Genomic DNA, 26,559 nt, shown 5'->3' on the forward strand with positions numbered 1-26,559 from the left:
GGTGGAAAAATGGCGGAGGACAAAGGAGCAAAAAAACAGTTGGTCAAGGCATTATTGCTGTTGTGCCAGACACGACCTTTTGATAAATTGACTGTACAGGAGATTAGTCAGGCAGCAAATGTGAACCGTCAAAACTTTTATTACCACTTTAAGGATAAGCAATCCTTGCTACGTTATACTTACTATCAATGCGGGTTAAACCATTTAGAATCACCTGTGATGACGATAGAAAATTGGGAAGAAGCTGTATTAGAAATGCTCAAAGAGATGCAGTATTCCCATCAATTTTATTTGAACACTGTGCAAGCTGATCCAGAAGTGCTATCTAAAGAGTTTATTGGTTTGGCGAAAAGCTTATTTATTCGTTTGTTTGAAGATGTGGATCAAGAAAGTGTATTATCTAATACAGATAAGGATTTTTATGCGCGTTTTCTTGCATATGGGTGTGGAGGAATTCTCACAGATTGGCTGTTGGCTGACGCAAAAGAACAGCCGATTACCATAGCGGCTCAGCTGTTCCGTTTTGCTAAAGATATTGAATTTTTTGCCTATCATCTGTATGAACAAGATCAGTCCTGAGGAAGACCATTGACAATGTGGTTTAGGGCGTTACCTTGGACGCAAGCGATCGCATTTTTGACGACGATTTCAGCCATTTGATTACGAGCTTCTACACTGGCATTACCGATGTGAGGGGTTAAAATTACGTTGTCGAAGTGTTTCAACGTTTCGGTTACTTCTGGTTCGAATTCATAAACATCTAAAGCAGCTCCAGCAATTTGCTGATCATTTAACGCTTGAACCAAGGCTTCTTCATCAATTAATGGCCCACGAGCAGCATTAATAACAAAAGCGGAATTTTTCATTTGTTGAAAGACTTCATAGTTTAATAAATGACGTGTTTCATCAGTTAATGGAGCATGCAATGAAAGGATATCTGCCTGCTGAATAACCTCTTTTTGGGTGTGGAACTCAACTTTTAATACTTTTTCTTGTTCTGAATCTAATTGATGCCGTTGGCTGTACATAATCTTCATACCAAAAGCAGACATTTTTTCTGCTAGGGACTGTCCAATCTGTCCCATGCCAATGATTCCTAGTGTTTTGTCCTTTAGTTCATTACCTAAAAAGAATAAAGGAGCCCAGCCGTCAAAGCCGGCACCATGCATCAGTCGATCGCCTTCTACGATTCGTCGAGAAAGAGCAATGATCAAACCAGCAGTCAGCTCTGCTGTTGCATTGGTTGAAACAATCGGAGTGTTTGTTACATAGATACCTTTTTTCTTAGCATAATCAGCATCTATATTGTTAAAACCCGCACCGAAGTTAGCGATCAAACGTAAATTGGGCGCTTGATCAATAACTGCTTGATCAACTATAGTAGATAAAGGGCAAATTAGTACTTGGCAATCTGTGATGTTTTCTATAAGCTCCTCTTTAGAAATTACACCAGTCCCATCAAAAACTTGATAGTCCAACTCAGCTTTATCCAATAGTTTGGTACCGATGGATGGAATTTTAGCAGAAAGAAAAATACGACTCATATTATCAACCTCATTTCTATGATTTGACTATAGCACGAAATACACTTTTTAGCTTGAAGGAGGCAATCAAATGAAAACGATTCTGTTTGTTTGTATGGGGAATATCTGTCGTTCGCCAATGGCAGAGGCTATTTTCCGGGATCAATTTGAAAAAATGGGGAAATTAGACATATTTAAAATAGACTCAGCGGCAACTAGTCGTTGGGAAGTGGGAAATCCACCACATCACGGTACGCAAAAAATTTTGAAAGGACATGGAATTAGTACAAAAGGGATGCATTCTCGTCAAGTGTCAACGAATGATTTTTATACAGCGGATTGGATCATTGGGATGGATCGTGAAAATGTGGAAGATTTATTGGCGCTAGCACCAAAAGGAGCGGACAAAAAAGTCTATTTATACTTAGACATTGTTCCTGGGAAAAAAAACCAAGATATCCCAGATCCTTGGTATACAGGGGATTTTGAGGAAGCATATGCTTTGATTCAAGATGGGTTGCCCTATTGGTTAACTTTTTTTGAAGAATAGTCTATGTATTGTTTTTTAACCCGCTTTTAAGTAAAATCAGAATACATTCAAGGAGGAAAATGACATGAAGAAGAAACCTGAAAAAGCAAAAAAAAATCTAATTAAAGCCTTTTCTAGTTCATCTTTCCGTTTTTTGTCTGATTTTCTAAACGATTCTGCTGATAAACGTGCACAAGAACAAGCGAATGAGACGATTATGAGTCAGTTGCGACTAGCAGCTTTGAACAATAGTTTGGTTGTTCTACAAGTACAGCATGAGAAAGATCCAGAAAAATTTGAAACGGTATCTGGTTGGCTGCCAAAAACTGTAGGCAACGATTCTTTGGTCATCAGAACGCAAGATGATCAATTACAGATGTTAACAGTAGATCGCATAAAAAAAGTAACTACTTTGGCACCAAATGGCGATCAAGAGAGTGTTTCACGCTAACTGCTTGAAATAAATAAATTATGTGCTATACTGTAATAGTAAAAAATACTAAAAGAATAATACTGTCACAAAGGGGAGCCTTCGGGCTGAGAATGAGGACACTCTAAACCCTGGTACCTGTTTCGGTCATGCGAGCGTAGGAATTGTGATGAAGTAAATAAATTTACTTCTCCTTTGTGAACTGTATGTTCAAAAAAAGGAGGAGTTTTTTTATGCACAACAAAACGAGAATTATGGTGGAGGGAACGATAGTGGCAGCATTGGCTTATATGCTATCATTCATCCCCTCGAACATCGGCAGTAGCCTTACAATTTCATTAGGGATGGTGCCTATGACTATTTTTGCTTTGCGAAGAGGAGTTCGACCAGCTTTACTTTCATCCTTTATTTGGGGAATATTACATTTCACAGGAAATCTACAGTTTCTCAGCGTTTTACAAGTTCTAATCGAGTATCCAGTAGCTTTTACCTTTGCAGGTTTTGCTGGATTATATGCACCTAAAGTTCAACAGGCACTGCTGGATCACAATCAGAAAGAGGCAGCTAAAAACATCATTCTAGGGAGCTTAGCGGGGACTGGTGCACGTTTCTTTTGGCATTTTATTGCTGGAGTGGTTTTCTGGGGCAGTTACGCATTGTGGGGAATGAATCCTTGGATTTTTTCTTTCGTGATGAACGGTGCCGGCGGTTTGGCGACGGGGATTGTAACCTCTGTAATTGCAATAGGCGTTTTGAAAAAAGTACCGCAGTTGTTTTTGCCACGTGATGCTGTAACATTAGGCATGAAAACGAGATAAAAATAAACGACCACTTCTGTCAATTAAAGGCAAAAGTGGTCGTTTTAACGAAAGGCAAATGCTAAGTCATCTTTTTCTAAGGACAGACTCCATTTTTGGCGACCTAGATCATAAGATAAGGTTCCCATTTTTTGATCTTGCTTATAACTTGGCTGATGTTTACGCCAACCTTTTTCATCAGATAAATAGATGGGAATGCGATATAATTTATTTTCAAGCTGAGCTTTTGAAAAACAGAAAACAGCACCTTCTTGAAAAATTGGATATAAATCTTTTAAAATTTCTCCTTCTAAATGAGCAACAGAAGAGCCTTTACGGAAGAATGAGCGCTTATCGTTGACCTTTTCTAGGGCAACACGAGTAATTTTATTTGCTAAGATTCGATAGAATTCATCTAAATAGCGATAATATACACGTAGGGTTTCACTACCCAAGTTGAAATAAACAAAGTTGTTTTGGAGCTTATAAAAGAATGGCGAATGCAAATGTGTACGCATATGGCCAAAATACAACAATTCGGAAATCTCTAAAGGTGTCAACTCCTTTAGTAAAGCTGGATTTGTAAAGTCAATCCACTTATTGGCTGTAGATTGTGAGAAGTTTTTGTTCGTAAAAAATTGATTGACAGCGTAAGTTCCACTAATGACCTTCAATCCGCTATGGGTGTCAAATTCACCGATTTCGACAGCGGGGTCTAATAAGAGTAGATGATCCGGTTGATGCACGATGCCCTCAACAAAGTCCGCTGGGGAAAGTCCCTTAGAAAAAACGGCATTGCTGGTAGTATCTATATATACAAAAAGCATGTCTAGCAAATCATTCACCCTCTCCAATCATCGTCATCATCATTTTAACTCATCAATTAAAAAAAAGCTCGTTTCTTTTATTTTAAAATTACATTACAGTTGAAAGCGTTATTGCAATACTTTTCACAAATAGTTTTCATCTTCATACATACTTTAAAAGATCAAAATGAACCAATGATTAATTCTCCTTTAAATAACTTAACACTAGTAAATTGAGCATCTTACAGTAAAAGATTTACGCTTACTTTGTGATATGATAAAATCGATTATAGTATGGAGGATAGCTCATGAAAAGAAAAAGAAAAAAGACCAGCTGGCTAATCAATTTTTTTTTAATTTTATTATTAATAATTGGATTGGCTTTAATTTTCAATAATCAAATAAAAAACTTTCTAATTCAATACAACGGCGATCGTTATGCTGTTTCGAATCTGTCTAAGGAAGATATTGATAAAAATATGCAAGAAAATATGCCTTTTGATTTCGATGCGGTTGTTCCTGCCAGTACAGAGGCAGTGATGCGGGCGCAGTTAAGTAATAAACGTTTACCAGTTATTGGTGGTATATCTATACCTTCTGTAGCGATTAATTTGCCGATTTTTAAAGGATTGTCTAATGAAGCATTACTGTTTGGTGCTGGGACTTTGGAACCTGACCAAGTGATGGGTGAAGGAAACTATGGTTTAGCTAGTCATCGAGCGGCAGAAGCTGGCTTGTTGTTTACCCCGTTAGATAATATTCAAGAAGGAGACAAGATATATTTAACTGATTTGACCAGCATTTATACTTATAGAACAGCGCTTAAAGTTCGCGTACAGCCAACTGAGGTAAAGTATCTAGATGTATTACCTGATCGGCGTCAGGTTACTTTGGTGACCTGCGGGGAAATTGACGGGATCACGCGAATAGTTGTACAAGGAGAACTAGAAGCAGTTACGCCTGTGGAAAAAGCAACGCAACCAATGCAAGATGCTTTTAACATGGAGCAACGAACTTATTAATTAAGAAACCACAGAGCTTACGGGCTTTGTGGCTTTTCTTTTAAAGTGGGAGAGAAAGTAAATGAAGGTACAGCAATTGTATCCATCTGAGTTGTCAAAGTATCATGAAATAATTCAGCAAGCTCGTTTGCTGTTTCCTTTTGATGTGGTACATAGTCAAGCTGCCCAACGAATGCTTCATGCCTTAAGAAAAAGGCGTGTTTATTGCATAACAGATCAGGAAGGGCAACTATTTGTTGAGGTTCAGAACATAGAAAAAACTTGGAAAATTAGAAATTTTTTAATTGTCAAAGAACTTTCCTGGCAGGAAGGGCTTTATCTTTTAGAAAAGGCTGCTCGGCAATATTTTAGAACCCATATCATACTTGTTCTAGATGCACCATTACCTTTGGCTAATTGGCTGACAAATCAAAATTATAAAAGGTGTGATTGTGGTTGGCGAAAACAACTAAATTATAATACTGCGCTGGTTCTCGGCGGGGGTGGTGCTCGCGGTGCTTATCAAATTGGCGTTTGGAAAGCTCTTTTAGAAAATAAAATTTCTTTTGAGTGGGTAGTAGGATGTTCAGTCGGTGCCTTGAATGGCGCTTTGATTGCACAGGGGGATTTAGAAGCTGCTGAGACTTTATGGCAGGAAATCTCGACTGATAAAGTACTGGAAATCAGCTTTGACGATTTAGAACAGGCTGATTTTTCGGATCATGTTCAGCAATTGCACCAATTCTTTTTCGAAGCTATCCAACAGAAAGGTTTATCTACTGGTCCTCTAAGGAACTTACTTCAAGAGCATTTAGACGCTGATAAGCTGACTAAAAGTGTGCCGTTATATGTAGTAGCTACTCGAGTTCCCATATTTAAGGAAGTCGTGGTAAAATTAAATGAACAAACACAAAGCGAGATGATATCTTGGCTGCTGGCATCGTCAGCCTTTTTTCCGTTAATGTCGATTGAATCGATTGAAGAGCAATTTTATGTTGATGGAGGTTATCGCAACAATATACCGGTTGATGTGGCTTTAAAACAGGGAGCATCGGAAGTTATTATAGTAGACGTGCATGGTCCAGGTTTGGATAAGTCGGTGAAGCTGACTTCACATGTGGTTGCAATCAAGCTGGCAAGCACTTGGGATTTAGGGGAGATGTTGCTGTTTGAGTCAGATCGTTCAAAGGCAAATATCCAATTAGGCTATCTTGAAATGCAGCGCTATTTGGGAAATAACCAAGGGCGTCGGTATTTTTTTGAACCGACAGAAAATTTCACGCAATTAACGCGAGCATTTGTTTCCTATGTGCAAAGAAAGCTGACTATTTCATTAACAGAGTTATCAGATATTCAATGGGAAATTTATGATCAGCCATTAGAGCATTTGAGTCTTTCAATGTTAGAGCAATGGGCGGAGTGGCGGCAGGTTTCACCTTTAAAGGTTTATCAGGTCAGTAGTTTAGTGAACAAGCTTTGTCAAAATATCGAAAAAGATATAGAAATGACTTCGGTCGTTTCGGTAAAAGAACATTTGAATCAGCGCTGGCAAGAAATGAATCGGTTATCCGCCTATAATCGTACGATAAAATTGTACCAACAACCGGTGGATAATTGGGAAGCTGCCTTTTCAGCATGGCCGTTGCCCACCTTGCTGGCTTTATTTTTAACATTCATTCAGGAGGAAGTACTATGGCAGGAGAATTTAGTTACGAAATTGTAGAAGAAATTGCAGTATTATCGGAAAACGCCAAAGGCTGGCGTAAGGAATTGAATTTAATTAGCTGGAATGGTCGCCCACCAAAGTTTGATTTGCGAGATTGGGCACCTGAACATGAGAAAATGGGTAAAGGTGTAACCTTGTCCAACGAAGAATTTGAGGCGCTGCAGAAAATTATCAAGGAAATGTAGAGGTTAACTATGAAAAGTATGACAGGGTATGGCCAAGGGACTGCTGTAAATGAGGCTTACGAATTAAGCATTGAATTAAAGAGTGTTAACAATCGCTTTCTGGATTTGCAGATACGCATGCCTAAAGAGCTGAATGCGTATGAGACATTATTGCGGAAAATTGCTAAAGAACAAATTCAACGTGGGCGAGTGGATATGTATATTAATTTAGCTCCTTTGAAGACAGGAAATAAAAAAGTTATTATTCAGTGGGAACTTTTGGACCAATTAATTAAGGAGCTTAAAACGGGCGCCCAAGAACGCTACGGGGTTACTGATCTGCCTGTAAAAGAAATTTTGTTGAAAAGTTTGGAGCAAGACGATTATGTGACATTAGAAGATAGCCAGCAATCTGACGAGACGCTAGAATCTTTAGTTCAGGAGGCAGCCATGCAAGCCTTCCAGCAACTTGTTCAAAGTCGTAAAGCAGAAGGTAATGGTATTCAAGCAGTCCTTGCAAGTTACCAGCAAGACATTTTTACTCAAATTAAAGAACTAAAACAATTTGTAGATGTCTACGAGGCAGACTATCAAAAACGTTTCGAAGAGAAATTACAGGAATATTTAGGTGGTGCTGTGGATCAAGACCGTCTGCTGACAGAGATGGCTATTTTGCTAGAACGTGGTGACGTGCATGAAGAACTGGATCGTTTGAGTATTCATCTAGAAAAGATGAACAGCTTGTTGCAGTCGGCTGGACCAGTTGGACGAGAGCTGGATTTTCTACTTCAAGAGATGAATCGTGAAGTGAACACGATTGGTTCAAAGTCTAGTCCCATTCAAATTAAAGACATCGTGGTACAATTAAAGACGATCTTAGAAAAAATACGTGAACAAATCCAAAATGTGGAATAGGAGTGTTTATACAATGAAGTATTACGATGTAACGTTTCATCAAAGCAACGGGCACAGTATTGTTAAACGGGCGGTTGCCTCTGAGAAGAAAGGGTTCAAGGTGTGGGAAGATGCCGTGGTTTCCTGTAGCGAAAAAGAAATAAATATCATAGTCAATGAAGGAATTTATGTGACTCTAAATCGCAGGTTCGTTGTATCAATTACGGTGGAAGAAGTAGCTGACCCTGTGGATGAAAAACTTAAGCACCAGGGCGAGTTGCGGGATGTCATCAATACGCTATCCAACATGGGATTTTAAGAAATAGGTGTCACCATGCGAATACCCCTTGAAATCTCGGCAAAAAAAGTGCACAATAAACGTTAGCGAAAAAAGACCATGAAAGGGCGTTAGTATGTCTGAAAGAGGACTGTTGATTGTGTTGTCTGGACCGTCAGGTGTTGGTAAAGGGACTGTTCGTAAAGCAATTTTTGAACGGGATGACAATGAATTTGAATATTCAGTGTCTATGACCACCCGTCAAAAGCGAGAAGGAGAAATAGATGGTATCGATTATTATTTCCGAACCCGTGAAGAATTTGAAGCAATGATCGAAGCCGGAGAAATGTTGGAATATGCTGAGTATGTTGGGAACTACTACGGAACACCGCTAACTTACGTAAATGAGACTTTAGATCGTGGGAAAGATGTATTCTTAGAGATTGAAGTTCAAGGTGCACAGCAAGTAAAAGATAAAGTGCCAGATGGTGTCTTCATATTTCTGACGCCGCCAGATTTAGTTGAATTAAAGGCACGTATTGTGGGTCGCGGTACAGACAGTCCTGAAGTGATCGATGAACGAATGAAAGTAGCCCGTGAAGAAATCGAAATGATGGCTCTTTATGATTATGCTGTAGTAAATGACGAAGTGCACTTAGCAGTGAATCGGATTAAGGATATTATTATTAGCGAGCATTATCGAGTAGATCGTGTAATTGGGAAATATATTAAAATGTTAAAGGAGATATAAGATTATGATGTTAAAACCTTCAATTGACACGTTGTTAGACCATGTTAACTCCAAATATTCTTTGGTAATCTTGGCCAGCAAACGTGCTCACGAATTAGATTCTGGCGCTAAGCCAACCTTGAACAACTTTGATTCTGTAAAAAGTGTTGGTCAGGCTTTGGAAGAGATTGACGCAGGTACTGTGATCAATGACCCGCATCCAGAAATCAAACGGGAACGTTTAAAGTTAGAAGAAGAAGAACGAAAAATGCAACGGGAACGGGAACAACGCGAATTAGAAGCTCGTATCCGCAACGAACAAAACAATTAGGAACAGGTGTATTTACACCTGTTTCCTTTTTTATTGTGGGCCTAAACGCCCAGTTTCGGACGAATTTTGTCCGAAACAAAAAAACTACCCGCTATGCGGGTAGAGACAACTGGTTATACCATCAAAAATACCATTCCTTTACAATAAAAGTGTTCAGGCTCAAATAGAAAGGAATGGTATTTTTGGCAAACAAAGCGAACAGTTTAGCACATACAAAATGGATGTGTAAATATCACATTGTGTTCACTCCAAAGTTTAGACGAAAAGTGATTTATAATCAAGTAAGACGAGACTTAATCGAAATCTTTCAACGGTTATGCAAGTATAAGAAAGTGGAGATTATAGAGGGTCATATGATGCCAGATCACGTGCATATTTTAGTAAGTATCCCGCCCAAAATGAGTGTCTCAAGTTTCATGGGATATTTAAAAGGAAAAAGTGCATTAATGATATTCGATAAACATGCTAATCTGAAGTATAAATATGGGAATCGAAAGTTCTGGGCAGAAGGATATTATGTAAGTACAGTGGGATTGAATGAGAAAACAATCGCAAAATATATTCGAGAGCAGGAGCAACACGACCAAGCAATTGATAAGTTGAGTGTAAGGGAGTATGAGGATCCATTTTCAGATGGAGGATTCCGAAAAAAATAACCCAGTTTAACTGGTAGTGAAAGTGGCAAAGACAATGAGCCTGAACAAAGTGAAGGGTAGCGTCTTGAGGCGTAGTCATAGCAACAAGGGGTTTCACCCACAGAGCAAACCACCCGTTTTCACGGGTGGTCATGATTTAGTGGATAAATTTTTCAAAAAAAGTACAAGTTTGTCAATTAGTAGTTTAATTTTAATTCATTATTAGGAAATTTTTAGTACAATACAGACAATAAGGAGGCGGAAATGGATGAAACTAGCACAAGTGATTGTAGATGTACCGGCAATGCAGACGGATCAACCGTTTACCTATTTGGTTCCGCCCCAAATGGCTGTTGAAATCGGAATGCGAGTAGAGGTCAGCTTTGGAAGCCGTCATGTACAGGGCTTTATCGTTGATTTGCAAGAAAGTAAAGAGTCACCTGCGGATAATCTAAAAGCAATTATTAGGGTATTGGATTTGACGCCTGTTTTAAATCACGAACTGTTACAGCTAGCAGACTACATGAAGGACACCACCTTTGCATTCAAAATTACCTGCCTGCAAACTATGTTGCCGAGTGTCATGAAAGCCAATTACCAAAAAAAGCTCTATTTGCTGGTTGAAGATGAAACGATAAGTGATCAAATATTTGGCGGGAAAACTGAGATGAATTGGGATGAGGCTGAGGAACAAGGTTTACTAAAGCAAATGGCTCAGTTAAGAGATCAAAATCTAGTAGAATTACGTTATGAAGTACATACGAAAAATAAAGTGAAAACTGAACGATATATCAAGCGTATTTTCGATCAGAGGGAAGTCGAAAGAATTAAGAATAATATTCGTAAAAATGCACCAAAGCAAATACAGCTGGTCGATTACTTAGCGAATTTAGCTGATGATCAGTTAATCTCCGTTAAGCAAATGAAAGCAGAAGATTTTACCTTAGCCAATTTAAAACAGGCACAAGAAAAAGGCTGGCTTGCCTTTGAAGAAATGGAAAAATATCGAGATCCTTTTGCTGAACGTGAATTTACACAGACCTATGCCTTGGACTTGAATCCGCAGCAACAGATGGCATATCAAGCAATTCATGATAAAGTTGAAGTGGATGAGCACGAAGTTTTCTTGCTGGAAGGTATAACTGGCAGTGGTAAAACAGAAGTCTACCTACAAGTTATTTCAGATGTGTTGAAAAAAGGCCAAACAGCGATGATGCTGGTGCCGGAAATTTCACTGACTCCGCAAATGGCTACCCGTTTCAAGTCTCGATTTGGAAATGAAGTTGCTGTATTGCATAGTGGGCTTTCACAAGGTGAAAAATACGACGAATGGCGCAAACTGGAGCGAAAAGAAGCCCGAGTGGTAGTAGGAGCTCGTTCAGCGGTGTTTGCACCATTAGAGAATCTAGGGGTCATCATTATTGATGAAGAGCATGAGACGACTTATAAGCAAGAAGAGACCCCCAGGTATCATGCAAGAGACTTAGCAATTTGGCGTGGACAATATCACCATTGTCCAGTTGTTTTAGGAAGTGCAACTCCTTCGCTAGAATCTCGAGCAAGAGCCCAAAAGGGTGTTTACCAATTATTAACAATGACTCAGCGTGCTAGTCAGAGTGCAACACTACCTATTGTAGAAATTGTTGATATGCGGGAGGAAATGCAGCGACGTATGAGTTCTTCTTTTTCAGAAAAAATGGAGACTAAGTTGCGGGATCGTCTAGCTAAAGACGAACAAAGTGTTCTGCTGCTAAACAGACGTGGATACTCTTCCTTTGTTATGTGTCGTGACTGTGGTTTCGTTTTGCCATGTCCGAATTGCGATATTTCACTAACTTTACACATGGATACGAAAACTATGCGTTGCCATTACTGCGGCCATGAGGAAAATATCCCTCATCGTTGTCCAAATTGTGGGAAAGATAAAATCCGCTATTATGGAACCGGTACGGAAAAAATTCAAGAAGAGTTGGCACAATTAATTCCCGAGGCTCGTGTGTTGCGTATGGATGTCGATACTACAAGACGTAAGGGAGCTCACGAGAAAATATTAGATGCTTTCGGCAATCATGAAGCAGACATCCTTTTAGGTACTCAAATGATTGCTAAGGGATTAGACTTTGCTAATGTAACACTCGTGGGTGTCCTTAATGCTGATACCGCATTAAATTTACCTGATTTTCGTTCAAGTGAGCGGACCTTTCAATTACTGACGCAAGTGAGTGGGCGAGCTGGACGAGGTGAGAAGAAGGGGGAAGTGTTAATTCAAACTTTCAATCCTGAGCATTATGCGATCCAATTAGCGAAAAAGCATGATTATGAAGGGTTTTACCGCCTAGAAATGGGAATTCGTCATCAAACAGACTACCCCCCTTATTATTACACAGTGAAGTTGACTGTTTCTCACCAAGAAGAAATACGTGCTGCGCAGAAGGCCTATCAATTAGGCGAGCAATTAAAGCAAGCGTTAAGCCCGCAGAGTATTCTACTCGGACCAACACCAGGAGCCATTTTACGAGTAAAAAACCGCTACTATTACCAATTAATTATCAAATATAAAAAAGAAACCATGCTTTATCCAACTTTAGAAACTATTTTACAAGAAAGTCAAAAGGAACAACGAAGTGGGCTACTAATTGCTATTGACAGCGAACCCATGTATTTTATTTAGGAGGAACCCATGCGCTACCCAATTTTACTTCACCCTGATCGACGTTTAAGTCAAGCGGCAGAACCAGTTGAATATATGACTGATGAACTTGTCCAATTATTGGATGATATGTATGAAACAATGATCGCTCATGATGGTATTGGCTTGGCAGCCCCGCAAATTGGAAAAAATTTACAGATAGCTGTGATCGAGATTGAGGAAGGAGATCGCTTTGATCTAATCAATCCAGTTATAATGAATAAAAAAGGCACTACTATTGATGTAGAAGGTTGCTTATCCATTCCAGAAACCTATGGAACAGTTGAACGTGCAGATGAGATAACGGTTCGTTACTATGATCGAGAAGGTGACGAGATGGAGGTAACAGCCTATGGTTATTTAGCGCGAGCTTTCCAACATGAAATAGACCATCTTCACGGAAAATTATTTATTGATCAAGTGATTGATTCAATTGCACCAGAGGATTTAGAACGTTATATGGAGGAACATGTTGATGACTAAAATTGTATTCATGGGAACCCCAGCTTTTTCGGTTCCTATTCTAGAAGGTTTGCTAGCTGAAAATTACGAAATAGCGGCTGTGGTTACCCAGCCAGACCGCCCAGTCGGTCGTAAAAAGACTATTACACCAACACCTGTCAAAGAAGCGGCAGTCGAGAACGGTCTGTTAGTTTTACAACCGGAAAAAATCAGTGGATCACCAGAAATGGAGAAAATTACTGAACTGGCTCCAGATTTGATTGTTACTGCGGCATTTGGTCAATTCCTGCCAGAAAAGCTACTACAAGTTCCAAAATTAGGAGCAATTAACGTCCATGCTTCGTTACTACCTAAATATCGCGGTGGTGCACCAGTGCATTACGCTATTATGAACGGTGAAAAAGAAACAGGTGTAACAATCATGGAAATGATTAAAAAAATGGATGCTGGCGGTATTTTCGCTCAACGCAGTATCCCAATTACTAAGCAAGACGATGTTGGCACGATGTTCGAAAAATTAAGCTCCGTAGGTAAAGAGCTGCTGTTAGAAACATTGCCGCAAATTATTAGCGGGGAAATTCAGCCGACACCGCAAAATGATACAGAGGTTACGTTCTCTCCGAACATTACTCGAGAACAGGAAGCAATTGATTGGAACAAATCAGCTGAAGAAGTAGACAACCAAGTACGAGGCATGCATCCTTGGCCGATCGCTTTTACTACTTATAAAGATGCTCGCTGGAAGATTTATCATGCAACGCCAACGGAGGAAACAACAAACGCAGAACCAGGAACAATTGTTTTGCGCACGAAAAAAGACTTGTACATTGCTTGCGGTCAAGGGACTGTTTTATCTATTGATGAATTACAACCAGCCGGCAAAGGCAAACAAACCGTTCAAGCGTTTCTAAACGGCAGCGGCCAATCAGTCGCGGAAGGTCAAAAGGTGAACTAATGGCGAAAAAAATTCCAAAGAAATTATTGCATTCCGTGCGTTATACAGCATTGGAAACTATTGAACGAATCAACAATGGCGGTGCGTACTCCAACCTGCTACTGAATGAAATGATCAAAAAAAATCAAGTAGCGGATAAAGATACTGGCTTGTTGACTGAACTAGTTTACGGTACGGTTAGCCGCAAACTTTTGCTGGCTTTTTATTTGTCACCTTTTACAGCAAAGGCTAAACGGATTGACACGTGGGTTCAAAGCTTGTTAGAGCTTTCTGTATACCAACTACTTTTCCTAGACCGTGTACCTGATCATGCTATTTTAAATGAAGCTGTCGAGATTGGTAAAACAAAAGGCAATCCTGGAATCGGTAAATTTGTGAATGGTGTCTTGCGCTCTTTGCAAAGAAAAGGGGCCCCTTCATTGGAAACAATTACTGATCCAATCGAACGTTTAGCAACTGAAATTAGTTTACCTGTGTTTTTAACTGAAAAGTTTGTTGAAGAAATCGGTTTAGAAGAAACCCGGAAATTAGGCCTATCTTTATTGGAACCGAGTCGTGTAAGTGCGCGTGTAGATACTAGAAAAATTAGTCGAAAAGAAGCAATTATCCAGTTGCAAAACGAAGGAATCGAAGCTAGGATCAGTGAAGTTTCTCCTTACGGTATTATTGCTGACCGAGGATTTCTGGCTGGAAGTTGTCTGTATGAAGAAGGATTATTAACTATCCAGGATGAAAGTTCAATGCTAGTAGCACAAGCCATGGGTGTTCAACCGGGAGAATTAATTTTAGATGCTTGTGCAGCGCCAGGTGGGAAAACAACCCATATGGCTGCATTACTAGAAGGCAAAGGGAAAATAACTGCGCTGGATATTCACGAACACAAACTTAAATTAGTGAGAGAAAACGCAGAACGTTTGCACGTGTCAGAGGTAGTCGAGACCATGGAAATGGACGCTCGAACAGCAGCGGAACATTTTGCTGAAGAAAGCTTTGACCGCATTCTAATCGATGCCCCCTGTTCAGGACTCGGATTGATGCGCCGAAAGCCCGATATTAAATATCAGAAAAAACCACAGGATTTTCAACAACTACCTAAAATTCAGCGGGAAATTTTGGAAAGTTGTGCCCCAACACTAAAAAAAGGTGGCATCTTGGTCTATAGTACATGTACAATTACTTCTGAAGAAAACCAAGAAGTCACAGCAGCTTTTTTAGCGGCTCATCCAGAATTTGAAAAGATCGATATCGAATTAAATGCAATACTGCAGCCAGCAATTCACGAAAAAATGCTTGTTCTATATCCTGAAATGCTGATGACTGATGGCTTTTTCATCTGCGCAATGCGCAAAAATGACAAATGAGGTGGAACAAAATTGGAAATTCAATTTCAATCTGATATCGGTAGACGACGTCAAATGAATCAAGATTATACCAATGTTTTTGTGAATCAAAAACAGCAATCATTGGCCATTTTGGCAGATGGTATGGGCGGTCATTTGGCAGGAGATGTAGCCAGTAAAATGGCGGTCAACGGCCTAGGTGTCGCTTGGGAAGCTTCAGACATTTCAGAAAGTGAAAAAGTTGCACAGTGGTTTATCCAGCAAATTCAAAAAGAAAATCAAAAAATTTATCACGAAGGTATTGAGCATCCCGAAATGCAAGGAATGGGAACAACCTTAGTGTGTGCTGCTTTGTTTGAAGATAATTTTACATTGGCCCATGTAGGAGACAGTCGAGCTTATTTTATTCATGATCAAACGATTAGTCAGTTGACAGATGATCATTCATTAGTTAATGAACTGGTAAAATCAGGTGAAATTACTGAAGAGATGGCAGCTGTTCATCCGCAAAAAAATGTTTTAACTCGTTCAGTAGGTGTGTATGGTACAGTGGAAGTAGACGTTTCCCATCATACTTACCAAAATAATGATTATCTGTTGTTGTGTTCTGACGGATTAACTAATATGGTTAGTGAAGAAAGAATTCTCTCAATTATTGAAAGTGACCAACCTTTGACAGCCAAAACCAGTCAACTGATTGGTGAAGCTAATGAAGCAGGCGGTGCCGATAATATTACTGTATTGCTGATCCACTTTGGGGAGGAGGTACCAGAATGATAGATATCGGAAAAGTAATAAATGGCCGATATAAAGTCATTGCTAGTATTGGTAGTGGTGGAATGGCCAATGTCTTTTTAGCCCACGATTTAATTTTAGACAGAGACGTTGCAATCAAGGTTCTACGATTTAATTTTCAAAACGATCAAACGGCTATTCGTCGCTTTCAACGGGAAGCGCTGGCAGCCACTGAGTTGGTCCATCCTAACATTGTTAGTGTGTATGATGTAGGTGAAGAAGATGATATGCAGTATTTAGTAATGGAATACGTTAGAGGGATGGACTTAAAACGGTATATCCAAACGCATTATCCGATTCCATATACAAAGATTGTCGATATCATGCAGCAAATTCTTTCAGCAGTTAGCTTAGCCCATGCCCATGGAATCATTCATCGTGATTTAAAACCACAGAATGTGTTAATCGATCAAGAAGGTGTAGTGAAGATCACTGACTTCGGAATCGCAATTGCTTTATCTGAAACATCATTAACACAAACCAATTCATTACTTGGTTCGGTGCATTACTTGTCACCTGAGCAAGCGCGTGGGAGTATGGCTACTAAGCAATCTGATATTTATGCTTTGGGTATCATCCTGTACGAAATGATGACTGGCAAAGTTCCATTTGATGGTGAGTCTGCCGTTACAATTGCTTTGAAACATTTTCAAGATACGATACCTTCAGTGAAGGTATTCGATCCAGAAGCGCCGCAATCATTAGAAAATATTGTGATGAATGCAACGGCCAAGGATCCGGCAGACCGGTACAAAACAGCAGAAGAAATGTCAGAAGACTTAGCTACAGCGCTCTCTCCGGAGCGGCAAAATGAACGTCCTTGGCGACCAACGGCAATGCATGATGAGACGAAAGTTTTAACGCCTATAACTGACGATGATATAGAGACAATAGAAAATAAACCTGATGTGCCAAAATTGGTAAACAAACCTGTTGAGCCTATGAAAAAGAAAACGCAAAAAAAATGGCCATGGTTTTTGTTAGCGTTCTTAGTTTTAGCAGTAGGTGGATTTGCTGCCTACATGTTTGCTAGTTCTAACCAAGAAGTAGCAATACCTGATGTAAAAAATATGACAGAGGCAGAAGCTCGTCAAAAACTAGAAGAAGCAGACATAAACGTTGCAGATCGTGCAGAATCAATTCCCGATAACGAAGTTGAAGAAGGGCACGTAATCCGAACTGATCCTGAAGCTGGTAGTATGATCCGACGGAATCGCTCGGTTCGTCTATACGTAAGTAGTGGTGTAGGAACAATTACACTAGATGATTATACTGGTGAGCCAATCAATGATGTTAAATCTAAATTACGAGATTTAGGTTTTGTGTCTTCCCAGATCAAAACGTCTGAAGAATTCAATGAGGAAGTTGAAAAAGGATCAGTTATCAGTCAAGAGCCTACTGCTGGTGAACAAGTGGATCCTTCTACAGATACGGTTACTTTTAAAGTTTCAAAGGGGCCTCAAACTTTTACACTTGCGGACTATTCAGGTATGACTTATGAAGAAGCTGAGGCGGCTTTAATAAGCTTAGGAATTAATTCTGCTCAAATTCAACGCATTAATGAAGATAGTGAAACAGTACAGGAAGGTTCGGTGATTGGACAGACCCCAGTTGCTGGATCCGAGGTAACAGCAGATGACTTAATTAAACTTCAAGTCAGTCGAGGGCCTACTAAAGTGGAAGTCCCTAACTTAAGTGGACAGACCCAAGATGAGGCGCAGAATGAATTGATAAATTTGGGACTAAAATATACTGTAACTGAAGAATTCTCCGATGATGTAGATGCAGGAAGAGTTATAGGAACAAATCCTGGCAGTGGCGAATCGGTTGATAATGGTAGCACTGTATCTTTAAGAGTCTCAAAAGGGGCCGAGGTTAAGGAAACTAACTTTAATGTCACCATCAATGCAGCATATAAAGGGAGCAATGACCAACCAGAGACCATTACGGTTTTAGTAAGAGATGCAAATAACAGTACTTTGTCTAACAAAGCTACCTTCACTTTAGATGCAAGGACTACTTCCAGTAGTCAAGCAGTACCTGTAACCATAAGAGATGGTGAAGAAGCTACAATTGAAGTTCAAAGAGATGGTATTACAGCCGTACAAAGAAATGTAAATAAAGAAACAAGTATTACTGTTCCATAATAAATATTTAGAAAGCACCTTCATCTTATCGGTGAAGGTGCTTTTTTTAGGTTTTTTTTACTAATATTTATTCGCTGATTATGGTACAATAAATGTAAGAGATTTTATTGAAAGGAGTGAGAAACATCGAAGGACAAATTCGCAAGGCATTGAGTGGCTTTTATTACGTCTCTAGTAAGGGAAAAATACACCAGACAAGAGCTAGAGGGAATTTCCGCAAGCGTGGATTGACACCACTGGTTGGAGATGAAGTAGTTTTCAGCAGCGAAAAGAATAGCGAAGGGTACATTTTGGAACTTTTACCGCGTAAAAATGAACTTGTCCGCCCGCCCGTAGCAAACATCGATTTAGGTGTTGTTGTAGCTAGCTTGGTTGAACCAAAGTTTTCTTATAATTTATTGGACCGATTTTTAGTAACATTAGAAAGCAAAGTAATCGATCCTGTCGTTTATCTTTCAAAAATAGATCTGATCGAAGACGAAGAACAAGTGAACAAAATTAAAGCAGTCTATGAACCTCTAGGCTATCCTGTGATTGCAGGGCTTCCTGAAAAAGAACGTCTGACACAATTATTTAATGGTAAATTAACTGTATTTATGGGTCAATCAGGTGCTGGAAAATCTACTTTATTAAATGAATTGGCACCTGAATTAGGACTAGCGACAGGTGAAATTTCCGAATCCTTGGGAAGAGGGAAACACACCACTCGCCATGTGGAATTATTGGAACTTTTTAATGGGCTAGTTGCAGATACACCAGGATTCAGTTCAATTGATTTTCTGGAATTACTAGCAGAAGACCTTCCCAAAGATTTCCCTGAATTTCGGGCAGCGGCACCTTACTGTCGCTTTCGTGAGTGTCGTCATGTAAAAGAGCCTGGATGTGAAGTGAAAAAACAGGTAGAAGCTGGGGAAATTGCCCAGTCTCGCTATGATAATTATTTGCAATTTTTACAGGAAATTGAAAATCGTCGACCTGTGTACAAAAAGAAAAACTAACATAAAAAGGAGTAAACAAAATGAAAATTGCCCCATCGATTTTAAGTGCGGATTTTGCTCGTTTAGGTGAAGAAGTAAAAATGGTAGAAGCAGCAGGAGTGGATTATATTCACATCGATGTAATGGATGGTAACTTTGTACCAAATATTACTTTCGGTCCTAGCGTAGTAGCTTCGTTGCGCCCGATCACAAAGCTACCATTGGATGTCCATTTGATGATTGATGCACCTGAGAAATATATCGAGGATTTTGCGAAAGCAGGATCGGATATTATTATGGCGCATGTTGAAGCTACGCCACATATTCATCGTGCGGTTCAAATGATTAAACAAGCAGGCGTGAAGGCAGGAGTAGTATTAAACCCTGGTACTCCAGTAGAGTCAATTAAATATGTGCTGTCGCAAGTTGACCAAATTTTGGTTATGACGGTAAATCCTGGTTTTGGTGGACAATCTTTCATTGAAGAAACAGTTGAAAAGATTGCTGAGTTAGACAAGTTACGAAAAGAGAATGGCTACCATTATGAAATTGAAGTTGATGGTGGGATTGTACCTGAAACAGCTGCTAAATGTCGTGAAGCTGGAGCAGATGTTTTTGTAGCGGGCTCGTACATTTATGGTGCAGAAAATCCTGAAGCACAAATAAAAGCGTTGAGGGAAGTTTTAGACTAATGAGAATATTGTTAGTTGCTGGCGGAAGTCCGCACCAATGGCCTAAATTTCACGTTGAAGACTTTGATTTGTTTGTAGGAATAGACCGTGGCAATCTCTATTTGCTAAACGCAGGAATCTGTCCTGATTTAGCTGTAGGAGATTTTGATTCGTTAACTGAGGATGAGCAGCGGAAGGTCTTTCATTCAGTTGATGAAATATCCCAATCACCAGCTGAAAAAGATGACACAGATACTCAGTTAGCCTTATCTAAGGTATTTGAGCGCTACCCTGAAGCTGATGTAACTATCATTGGTGCTACTGGAGGTCGCTTAGATCATCTGCTTGCTAATATATGGTTAGGTTTAGAACCGCGGTTTGAGCCCTATCTGAAACAGTTTCAGTTGAAAGACAAGACTAACACGGTCAGTTATCTTGCAGCAGGCAGCCATAAAGTTTTTCAAGAAAAAGATATGAAATATTTAGGTTATTGCTGTTTAACGCCGATCAAAGAATTAACCCTTAGAAATGTAAAATATCCATTGACCAATAGTGATATTTTACAACCTACCAGTTTAGCTAGTAATGAATTTTTGGTTGGGGAAGCGGAAATAAGTTTTACTTGCGGAACTATTGCAGTAATACAAAGTCGTGATTAGATAGTAAGTCAGCAGAGCAAAAAAATTTTATTTGTTCTACTGGCTTTTTTAGTTGCTAAAATTCTTTAAAATCGTGTATCGTTACTTTGTTATGCCATTGGTTAGTGGTAGAATTTAAAGTATCTTATTATGTCCCGAGGTGCCTTTGTGAGAAAGTTCAATACAAATAAAAATATTATTATTCTGCTGATTTTGGCTATCATTGTCGTAACGACAATTTCAATCACTGCGGCAAATCGCGCTCGTGAAGGTGAAACCAATATTGTGCAATCAATGGTTAATGACACTGTTGGTGCTGTAGATAAAGTCATTACTGCACCAGGACGATGGTTAGCTAGTGGTACAAATGCTGTTTCGAATCTTATCAATACGTATAAGGAAAACGAACAGCTAAAAAGCAAGATCGATCAATATGACGAAGTAGCATTAGAAAATACAAATCATGAAAAAGAAATTGAACAATTGAAAGAAGAATTGGCGCTGAACCAAACATTGACTAGCTTTCAGAAAGTGACTGCTAATGTTATTACTCGTTCGCCTGATACATGGCAAGATATGCTTGTTGTAGATAAAGGTAGTGCGGATGGTATCGAGAGCAATATGGCTGTAATGTCACAAAAAGGTTTAGTTGGGCGTATAGTTGAAGTGAATGTGCATACATCGAAAGTAGAACTGCTAACTTCCGATAATACAAATACTAATCATTTTCCAATACGCATCACTTCTGATGGGGGAGATTCTTTTGGTGTACTAGCTAGTTATGACTCGGAAACTCAGCAACTGATTGCTTCTGAAATTACTGGCGAAGAAGATATCAAAGAAGGTGACGTTGTTCAAACTTCTGGCTTGGGGGGGAATTCACCTGCTAACTTGGCTATTGGCACTGTTGTAAAGGTGAAGCCAGACAGTTTTGGCTTGAATCGTGAAGTATATATCAAACCGTACACTCAAATGTATGATATTTCTGTTGTAACCATTGTACAGCGGATGGTGGAGGCTGGCGAATGATCCCAAGAAACTACGTAAAGTATGTTGCACCCCCCCTTCTGTTTATTTGCATGTTGTTAGATGCGCATATTAATCGAATATTTACTAGTGTATTTACTAGTCATTATTTAATGAATGCTCATTTGATGGTGTTGGCTATTCTAGTGATGTCTGAAGTTGTAAATAGACGTTTCATGATTGGGACTATGTTAGCAATTGGCATTTTGTATGATGTGTATTATGTTGGTGTTATTGGCATTTATGCAGTCATCTTACCTTTAATTGTAATTCTGATTTATTTGTTTGGACAGGTAATTTACCAGAGCTTATTGACACTATTTTATTCGATGATCATTTTTGTAACCTTTTTTGAATTGGGCAGTTCTTTTTTGCAGCTAATCTTTCAGCTAGCTCATGTAAATAGTCAATTTTTTGTTACGCGCTTTTTGGGTCCCACATTAGCATTGAATATTATAATGTTTGTCATTTTAATCGTTCCTTTCAGAAGGGTCTTAGTTGAACAAAACTATGAGAAATCAAGGATTATTTAATCAAAAGTTAACTTATAAAAAGCAGAGGGGATTTCCTTCTGTTTTTTTTATTGTGACAGATCATCCTATAAAATAGCTTGAAATTGAAATGGTTTTGTAACAAAGCTATTATACACATGACATACAGCTATGGTAAACTCATCATTGTGTTAGAAGAAAAGTCTAATAAATTTCATAAAATAAAAACCTACAAAGTAGTCGGAGGATATAAGAGTGAAAAAAAGTTTGTTATCAGCATTAATGGTATGTTCAGTAACATTAAGCGCACTAGCAGCTCCAGCCGCAGCTTCAGCCGATGAATTCGATAATAAAATAGCTGATCAAGATGCGAAAATTTCAAATTTACAAGATCAACAGGTAACAGCACAATCAACTATCAGTGCTTTGGAAAATGAAGTCGCTGCTATCAATACAACAGCTCAAGACCTAATCAGTGAACAAACAAGTTTACGTCAAAAGTCAGAAGAGTTACAAAAACAAATCCAAGCTTTACAAGAAAGAATCGAAAAACGTTCACAAGCAATTCAAGAACAAGCGCGTGACGTTCAAGTAAAACAAACTACTTCAAACGTGATTGATGTTGTTTTAAATGCTGAATCATTTAGTGATGCAGTTGGTCGAGTACAAGCGATGAGTACTATTGTTAAAGCGAACAATGACTTAGTTGAACAACAAAAAGCTGATAAACAAGAAGTTGAGCAAAAAGAAGCCGAAAATCAACAACAATTAGAACAAATTGCAGCTAACCAAGCCCAATTAGAAAGTCAAAAAGGCGAATTGATTGCTAAACAAGCTGATTTAAATGTTCAAACTGTTTCATTAGCTGCCGAACAAGCAACTGCTGAAAATGAAAAAGCTGCTTTGCAACAACAAAAAGCAGATGCCGAGGCAGAACAAGCTCGTATTCAAGAGGAAGCTCGTAAAGCTGCTGAAGCTCAAGCTGCTGCCCAAGAGGAAGCACTGCGCAAGGCAGAAGAAGAAGCTGCTAAACAAGCAGAAGAAGCGGCAAGTTCTGAATCAAGTACAGTAGAATCTAGTGGGAATGAATCAACAACTACTCCTTCAACTGAAGAGCAAACACAAGAAAGTACAGAAGAAGCAGAGGTTACAACACCTTCTGAAGTTCCGGTTCCTGAGACGCCTCAAGTACCAGAACAACCAGAACCGCAGCCTGAACCTCAACCGGAACCACAGCCGCAACCTGAAGTACCAGAACAACCGTCTGTTCCAACTCCGCCAGTTTCATCTGGTACAGGTGCTGCAGTAGTTGCTGAAGCAATGAAGCACATTGGCAAACCATATGTTTGGGGAGCTAAGGGACCTGATTCATTCGACTGTTCAGGATTTACTAGCTATGTTTATCGCGTAGCGACAGGACGTGAGATCGGTGGATGGACTGTTCCTCAAGAGTCAGCTGGAACAACAATCTCGATCGACCAAGCGCAACCTGGAGATTTACTATTCTGGGGCGGCCATGGTGGTACTAGCCATGTAGCAATCGCTTTAGGTGGCGGACAATATGTTCATGCACCAGCACCAGGACAAACAGTAACAACTTCTTCATATGCATATTACGCACCAAGCTTTGCGGTTCGTATGTAATTAATTTAAAATTATTGGCCGGTACGAAGAATTCTTTCGTATCGGCTTTTCTTTTTTTGGAGGACAAGAAATGATCAAGCAGCGGAAAAACGGAAATTTATATTTAGGAATTGCTTTTATCATGATAGTTATTCTATTTGTCAGTTCATCGATGACTTATGAACAGCAAAATCAAGTATCATTAATTGAGCGGATATTGAGCAACGAACCGCTAAAAGGATTATTATCTTCGGCTTCTTTTAATTATGCTGGTAGTAAAATTAGTATTTCAACGCTCGGATATGCAAAATTTATAGAGTTTTTTATTCGTAAAGGGGCTCATTTTGGTACCTATTTTATATTGGGGGGAAGTTTATTTTTAGGACTACAGCCCAAACTAAAGCATGAATTATCAGTGCTTGCAGTATTCTTTGCTTGGTTTTCAGCAACGGGTTATGCAGCTATGGACGAATTTCATCAAATGTTAACAGGAGGGAGAACGCCTCTATTTCAGGATGTTATGTTAGATTCTGCAGGAGCTCTAACAGCGTGTTTACTTATTTTACTTTATAGTAAAGTTGTGAAAGGTCGGTAAGATAGGGCTTTTTCTTGACGAACTATTTTTTAAGAGTGAAAATAGTACTAGTATTCAAACAAATAATTGGAGGTAAACACTATGTCTGGACACAGTAAGTGGCACAATATTCAAGGTCGAAAAAACGCACAAGATGCTAAAAGAGGAAAAGTTTTTCAAAAGATTTCGCGTGAAATTTATATGGCTGCCAAATCTGGCGGTCCTGATCCGAGTATAAATCCTGCACTGCGTTTAGTAATAGATAAAGCTAAAAGTGCCAACATGCCAAATGATAATGTTGCCCGTGCTATAAAGAAGGCAACCGCTTCAGATGAAGGTGAACATTATGAAGAAATTACTTACGAAGGGTATGGTCCTGGCGGGGTAGCTATTTTAGTTCATGCCTTGACTGACAACCGTAATCGAACAGCTACGAATGTACGAGTAGCCTTCACTCGAAACGGTGGGAATTTAGGTGAGACAGGTTCAGTAAGTTATATGTTTGAGCGTCAAGGCTATATTGCAATTGAACGTAAAAATGTAACAGTTGATGAAGATGAAATGCTGGAAATGGTAATCGAAGCAGGTGGTGAAGATATGGAAACCTCAGACGATGTTTTCGAAATCTACACGGTACCAGAAGATTTTACTAACGTTCGTGATCATCTGGAGAAGGATGGATTGACTTTGGCTCAAGCAGAGTTAACGATGGTTCCTCAAACAACGGTTAGATTAGATGAACAACAAAAAGAACAGTTGGATCGATTAGTCGAAAAATTAGAAGATGACGATGACGTATCAGAAGTGTTTACTTCTCTTGAATAACTAAACAGAATTTATCTTCTAAAAAAAGTCGTTTGGAATTAAATTCCAAACGACTTTTCCAGTTAAAAGACTAATACGGGTGTTCCGATATCAACAATATCATATACTTGCGCCATTACTCCAGGTGGGGTATTGATACATCCGTGTGATCCTCGTGTTAACCAGAGATCTCCACCATAAGCAGATTGCCAGTCTGAATCGTGGATACCTACGCCCGTCCAGTCTATGGGCATCCAGTAGCTCACAGGACTAGCATATTTACTGCCATCATCATTTAGACCTCGTAACGTAGCATTTCTTTCTTTAATCCAGACATAGTTGACACCTGGTGGGGTTGGTGAAGTGGGTTTTCCGCTAACGATATCAGTCTCCAATGCAACAGCGCCATCTTTGTATACCCACATATGTTGGTTTTGCAAATCAACTTCTACATAGGTGTTCCCAATTAAAGCTTTACCTGAATCTGTTGTAGCACCTTCTACAATAGGTGAACGGGTAAAGCTTTCCCCTTGAAGGATTTGTTCGCTTAATGCCGCTGTCTCTGCGTCGGTACTAATCGACCAACTATAAGTGCCAGCTGGGATTTCTACTTCGCCACGTCGGGTACTAGCGAATTTTGTTGGCTGTGTGCTTGTGTTATATGTTTGTCCAAGTTCAGTAACATAGGCGGATACCTTTGCTTGATCCAATACTAATTTTCCATCAGTGCCTACAGTCAACCAATCGTGAATTTGATCAGCAGGTACATCAAAGGTATTTCCATTGATGCTATAAGTTGCTTTAACTTCAGCTATTTTATTCATCTCATTTAGCGTTTCTTTTAATTGTGGATCGTCTTTTTTGATCGTTGGTTTTTCTAGGTAATCATTCAAACTTATTGATTGTTTGCCCGCAGACGCTGCTTCAGCAAATGCATCTGCCGCTGCGTTAACATCAATTGTTGTTCCTTGTTTTTCGGGAATAATTTCAAATCCAGTATCAGTCTGTTGGATTGTTGCGTTTTCTGTAGGTGTTCGTGGTTCGTTTACTTGAGTGAGATCCGTTTTGACCTGTTCTTTTACAGTGTTTAATTGATCTTGATCCAGGGTGTTGCCAGAGACATCTTTTGTTTCGGCAGCAGAAACTAATTGCATACCCCAACTAAACGGATTTTGTGATTCTTTTATAGAAGATAATTCTTCTGCATAATCGGTTGTCCAGCCAAGGTCTTGCCGATCAATTTCTTTCCAGTCTTTGTCATCAATTTTAATAACGAAAGGATCATTAGATAAAGCTTTTTCCATTTTTTTGTTCGCGTCTTCTACAGTGAGGTTCTCAATGTTTATACCATTAACCACAGTGTTGGGTAAGAACCGATTGTTAAAATATGTACTTCGGAAGGCATAGCCTGCCGCTGATAATACAATAATGCCAAGTACGACAATTAAACCTACTTTAGAGCGTGAATGTTTCTTATCAGATCTTCGCATTGAAATAACTCCTTAAATTTAAAGAATAAGTGGC

The 26,559-nt window shown here is 39.2% G+C and carries 29 protein-coding genes and 1 riboswitch; of the genes, 26 read left to right on the plus strand and 3 right to left on the minus strand.

What is annotated here, in order from left to right; translation table 11 throughout:
• Positions 1 to 9: 9 nt before the first annotated feature.
• The gene (locus tag IGI42_RS10915; protein ID WP_438715883.1) at positions 10 to 579 is read left to right on the plus strand and encodes a TetR/AcrR family transcriptional regulator; all 570 of its coding nucleotides are present in this window, start codon (positions 10 to 12) and stop codon (positions 577 to 579) included.
• Here IGI42_RS10915 and IGI42_RS10920 read toward each other — a convergent pair.
• Positions 570 to 1,544, minus strand: coding sequence for a 2-hydroxyacid dehydrogenase family protein (locus IGI42_RS10920; RefSeq protein WP_438715884.1), 975 nt, complete (start codon positions 1,542 to 1,544; stop codon positions 570 to 572). The genes IGI42_RS10915 and IGI42_RS10920 overlap by 10 nt on opposite strands.
• 70 nt (positions 1,545 to 1,614) lie before the next feature.
• Between IGI42_RS10920 and IGI42_RS10925 the strand changes: the two genes are divergently transcribed.
• The 3 genes from IGI42_RS10925 (at position 1,615) to thiT (ending at position 3,300) form a co-directional block, all read left to right on the plus strand.
• Positions 1,615 to 2,073: a low molecular weight protein-tyrosine-phosphatase gene (locus IGI42_RS10925; RefSeq protein WP_438715885.1), complete on the plus strand. Its 459-nt coding sequence runs from the start codon at positions 1,615 to 1,617 to the stop codon at positions 2,071 to 2,073.
• Positions 2,074 to 2,137: 64 nt separating this feature from the next.
• Positions 2,138 to 2,503, plus strand: a complete 366-nt coding sequence (locus IGI42_RS10930) for a hypothetical protein (protein WP_438715887.1) — start codon at positions 2,138 to 2,140, stop codon at positions 2,501 to 2,503.
• A gap of 61 nt (positions 2,504 to 2,564) precedes the next feature.
• Positions 2,565 to 2,663: riboswitch (TPP riboswitch) on the plus strand.
• Between the two features lie 52 nt (positions 2,664 to 2,715).
• A complete protein-coding gene (gene thiT, locus IGI42_RS10935; protein ID WP_438715888.1) occupies positions 2,716 to 3,300 on the plus strand; it encodes an energy-coupled thiamine transporter ThiT in 585 nt (194 codons plus the stop codon).
• 44 nt (positions 3,301 to 3,344) lie between these two features.
• On the opposite strand, the gene IGI42_RS10940 is transcribed toward thiT, so the two are convergent.
• The gene (locus IGI42_RS10940; RefSeq protein ID WP_438717040.1) at positions 3,345 to 4,115 is read right to left on the minus strand and encodes a hypothetical protein; all 771 of its coding nucleotides are present in this window, start codon (positions 4,113 to 4,115) and stop codon (positions 3,345 to 3,347) included.
• A gap of 278 nt (positions 4,116 to 4,393) precedes the next feature.
• Between IGI42_RS10940 and IGI42_RS10945 the strand changes: the two genes are divergently transcribed.
• From IGI42_RS10945 to IGI42_RS11050, 22 genes are all read left to right on the plus strand, one after another.
• On the plus strand, positions 4,394 to 5,107 hold the full coding sequence (locus tag IGI42_RS10945; protein WP_438715889.1) for a class A sortase: 714 nt from the start codon (positions 4,394 to 4,396) through the stop codon (positions 5,105 to 5,107).
• A gap of 61 nt (positions 5,108 to 5,168) precedes the next feature.
• A complete protein-coding gene (locus tag IGI42_RS10950) occupies positions 5,169 to 6,809 on the plus strand; it encodes a patatin-like phospholipase family protein (protein ID WP_438715890.1) in 1,641 nt (546 codons plus the stop codon).
• Complete coding sequence (locus IGI42_RS10955) at positions 6,779 to 6,997, plus strand: YdbC family protein (RefSeq protein WP_438715891.1); 219 nt, start codon at positions 6,779 to 6,781, stop codon at positions 6,995 to 6,997. The genes IGI42_RS10950 and IGI42_RS10955 overlap by 31 nt, the downstream gene beginning before the upstream one ends.
• Positions 6,998 to 7,006: 9 nt before the next feature.
• Entirely contained in the window at positions 7,007 to 7,891 is an 885-nt protein-coding gene (locus IGI42_RS10960) for a YicC/YloC family endoribonuclease (protein WP_438715892.1), read from the plus strand.
• A 13-nt stretch (positions 7,892 to 7,904) separates the two neighbouring features.
• On the plus strand, positions 7,905 to 8,189 hold the full coding sequence (locus IGI42_RS10965; RefSeq protein WP_438715893.1) for a hypothetical protein: 285 nt from the start codon (positions 7,905 to 7,907) through the stop codon (positions 8,187 to 8,189).
• Between the two features lie 94 nt (positions 8,190 to 8,283).
• Positions 8,284 to 8,898, plus strand: coding sequence for a guanylate kinase (gene gmk, locus IGI42_RS10970; RefSeq protein ID WP_438715894.1), 615 nt, complete (start codon positions 8,284 to 8,286; stop codon positions 8,896 to 8,898).
• 4 nt (positions 8,899 to 8,902) lie between these two features.
• Positions 8,903 to 9,208: a DNA-directed RNA polymerase subunit omega gene (rpoZ, locus tag IGI42_RS10975; RefSeq protein ID WP_438715895.1), complete on the plus strand. Its 306-nt coding sequence runs from the start codon at positions 8,903 to 8,905 to the stop codon at positions 9,206 to 9,208.
• A gap of 173 nt (positions 9,209 to 9,381) precedes the next feature.
• Positions 9,382 to 9,864 carry an IS200/IS605 family transposase gene (tnpA, locus tag IGI42_RS10980; RefSeq protein WP_438715896.1) on the plus strand — a complete coding sequence of 161 codons (483 nt, stop codon included), beginning with the start codon at positions 9,382 to 9,384 and terminating at the stop codon, positions 9,862 to 9,864.
• Positions 9,865 to 10,111: 247 nt separating this feature from the next.
• Entirely contained in the window at positions 10,112 to 12,514 is a 2,403-nt protein-coding gene (priA, locus tag IGI42_RS10985; protein WP_438715897.1) for a primosomal protein N', read from the plus strand.
• Between the two features lie 9 nt (positions 12,515 to 12,523).
• Complete coding sequence (gene def / locus IGI42_RS10990) at positions 12,524 to 13,015, plus strand: peptide deformylase (RefSeq protein WP_438715898.1); 492 nt, start codon at positions 12,524 to 12,526, stop codon at positions 13,013 to 13,015.
• Positions 13,008 to 13,949, plus strand: coding sequence for a methionyl-tRNA formyltransferase (gene fmt, locus IGI42_RS10995; protein ID WP_438715899.1), 942 nt, complete (start codon positions 13,008 to 13,010; stop codon positions 13,947 to 13,949). Before def ends, fmt begins: the two co-directional genes overlap by 8 nt.
• On the plus strand, positions 13,949 to 15,310 hold the full coding sequence (rsmB, locus tag IGI42_RS11000; RefSeq protein ID WP_438715901.1) for a 16S rRNA (cytosine(967)-C(5))-methyltransferase RsmB: 1,362 nt from the start codon (positions 13,949 to 13,951) through the stop codon (positions 15,308 to 15,310). Before fmt ends, rsmB begins: the two co-directional genes overlap by 1 nt.
• Positions 15,311 to 15,322: 12 nt before the next feature.
• Complete coding sequence (locus IGI42_RS11005) at positions 15,323 to 16,066, plus strand: Stp1/IreP family PP2C-type Ser/Thr phosphatase (RefSeq protein WP_438715902.1); 744 nt, start codon at positions 15,323 to 15,325, stop codon at positions 16,064 to 16,066.
• Entirely contained in the window at positions 16,063 to 18,231 is a 2,169-nt protein-coding gene (gene pknB / locus IGI42_RS11010; protein ID WP_438715904.1) for a Stk1 family PASTA domain-containing Ser/Thr kinase, read from the plus strand. The genes IGI42_RS11005 and pknB overlap by 4 nt, the downstream gene beginning before the upstream one ends.
• 116 nt (positions 18,232 to 18,347) lie before the next feature.
• Positions 18,348 to 19,229 carry a ribosome small subunit-dependent GTPase A gene (gene rsgA, locus IGI42_RS11015; RefSeq protein WP_438717041.1) on the plus strand — a complete coding sequence of 294 codons (882 nt, stop codon included), beginning with the start codon at positions 18,348 to 18,350 and terminating at the stop codon, positions 19,227 to 19,229.
• A 20-nt stretch (positions 19,230 to 19,249) separates the two neighbouring features.
• The gene (gene rpe / locus IGI42_RS11020) at positions 19,250 to 19,900 is read left to right on the plus strand and encodes a ribulose-phosphate 3-epimerase (protein WP_438715905.1); all 651 of its coding nucleotides are present in this window, start codon (positions 19,250 to 19,252) and stop codon (positions 19,898 to 19,900) included.
• Positions 19,900 to 20,538: a thiamine diphosphokinase gene (locus tag IGI42_RS11025; protein WP_438715906.1), complete on the plus strand. Its 639-nt coding sequence runs from the start codon at positions 19,900 to 19,902 to the stop codon at positions 20,536 to 20,538. Before rpe ends, IGI42_RS11025 begins: the two co-directional genes overlap by 1 nt.
• Positions 20,539 to 20,685: 147 nt before the next feature.
• Positions 20,686 to 21,546 (plus strand): rod shape-determining protein MreC, encoded by an 861-nt coding sequence (gene mreC, locus IGI42_RS11030; RefSeq protein ID WP_438715907.1) that lies wholly within the window; start codon positions 20,686 to 20,688, stop codon positions 21,544 to 21,546.
• Positions 21,543 to 22,076 carry a rod shape-determining protein MreD gene (mreD, locus tag IGI42_RS11035; RefSeq protein WP_438715908.1) on the plus strand — a complete coding sequence of 178 codons (534 nt, stop codon included), beginning with the start codon at positions 21,543 to 21,545 and terminating at the stop codon, positions 22,074 to 22,076. Before mreC ends, mreD begins: the two co-directional genes overlap by 4 nt.
• Positions 22,077 to 22,289: 213 nt before the next feature.
• Positions 22,290 to 23,678, plus strand: a complete 1,389-nt coding sequence (locus tag IGI42_RS11040) for a C40 family peptidase (RefSeq protein WP_438715909.1) — start codon at positions 22,290 to 22,292, stop codon at positions 23,676 to 23,678.
• A 70-nt stretch (positions 23,679 to 23,748) separates the two neighbouring features.
• Positions 23,749 to 24,252 carry a VanZ family protein gene (locus IGI42_RS11045; RefSeq protein WP_438715910.1) on the plus strand — a complete coding sequence of 168 codons (504 nt, stop codon included), beginning with the start codon at positions 23,749 to 23,751 and terminating at the stop codon, positions 24,250 to 24,252.
• Positions 24,253 to 24,333: 81 nt separating this feature from the next.
• Positions 24,334 to 25,056 carry a YebC/PmpR family DNA-binding transcriptional regulator gene (locus IGI42_RS11050; RefSeq protein WP_438715911.1) on the plus strand — a complete coding sequence of 241 codons (723 nt, stop codon included), beginning with the start codon at positions 24,334 to 24,336 and terminating at the stop codon, positions 25,054 to 25,056.
• Positions 25,057 to 25,118: 62 nt separating this feature from the next.
• Here IGI42_RS11050 and IGI42_RS11055 read toward each other — a convergent pair whose 3' ends face one another.
• Positions 25,119 to 26,525 carry a L,D-transpeptidase family protein gene (locus tag IGI42_RS11055; protein ID WP_438715912.1) on the minus strand — a complete coding sequence of 469 codons (1,407 nt, stop codon included), beginning with the start codon at positions 26,523 to 26,525 and terminating at the stop codon, positions 25,119 to 25,121.
• Positions 26,526 to 26,559 lie beyond the last annotated feature (34 nt).

It is taken from the genome of Enterococcus sp. AZ109 (genome assembly GCF_051714625.1).
Taxonomy (GTDB): Bacteria; Bacillota; Bacilli; order Lactobacillales; family Enterococcaceae; genus Enterococcus_A.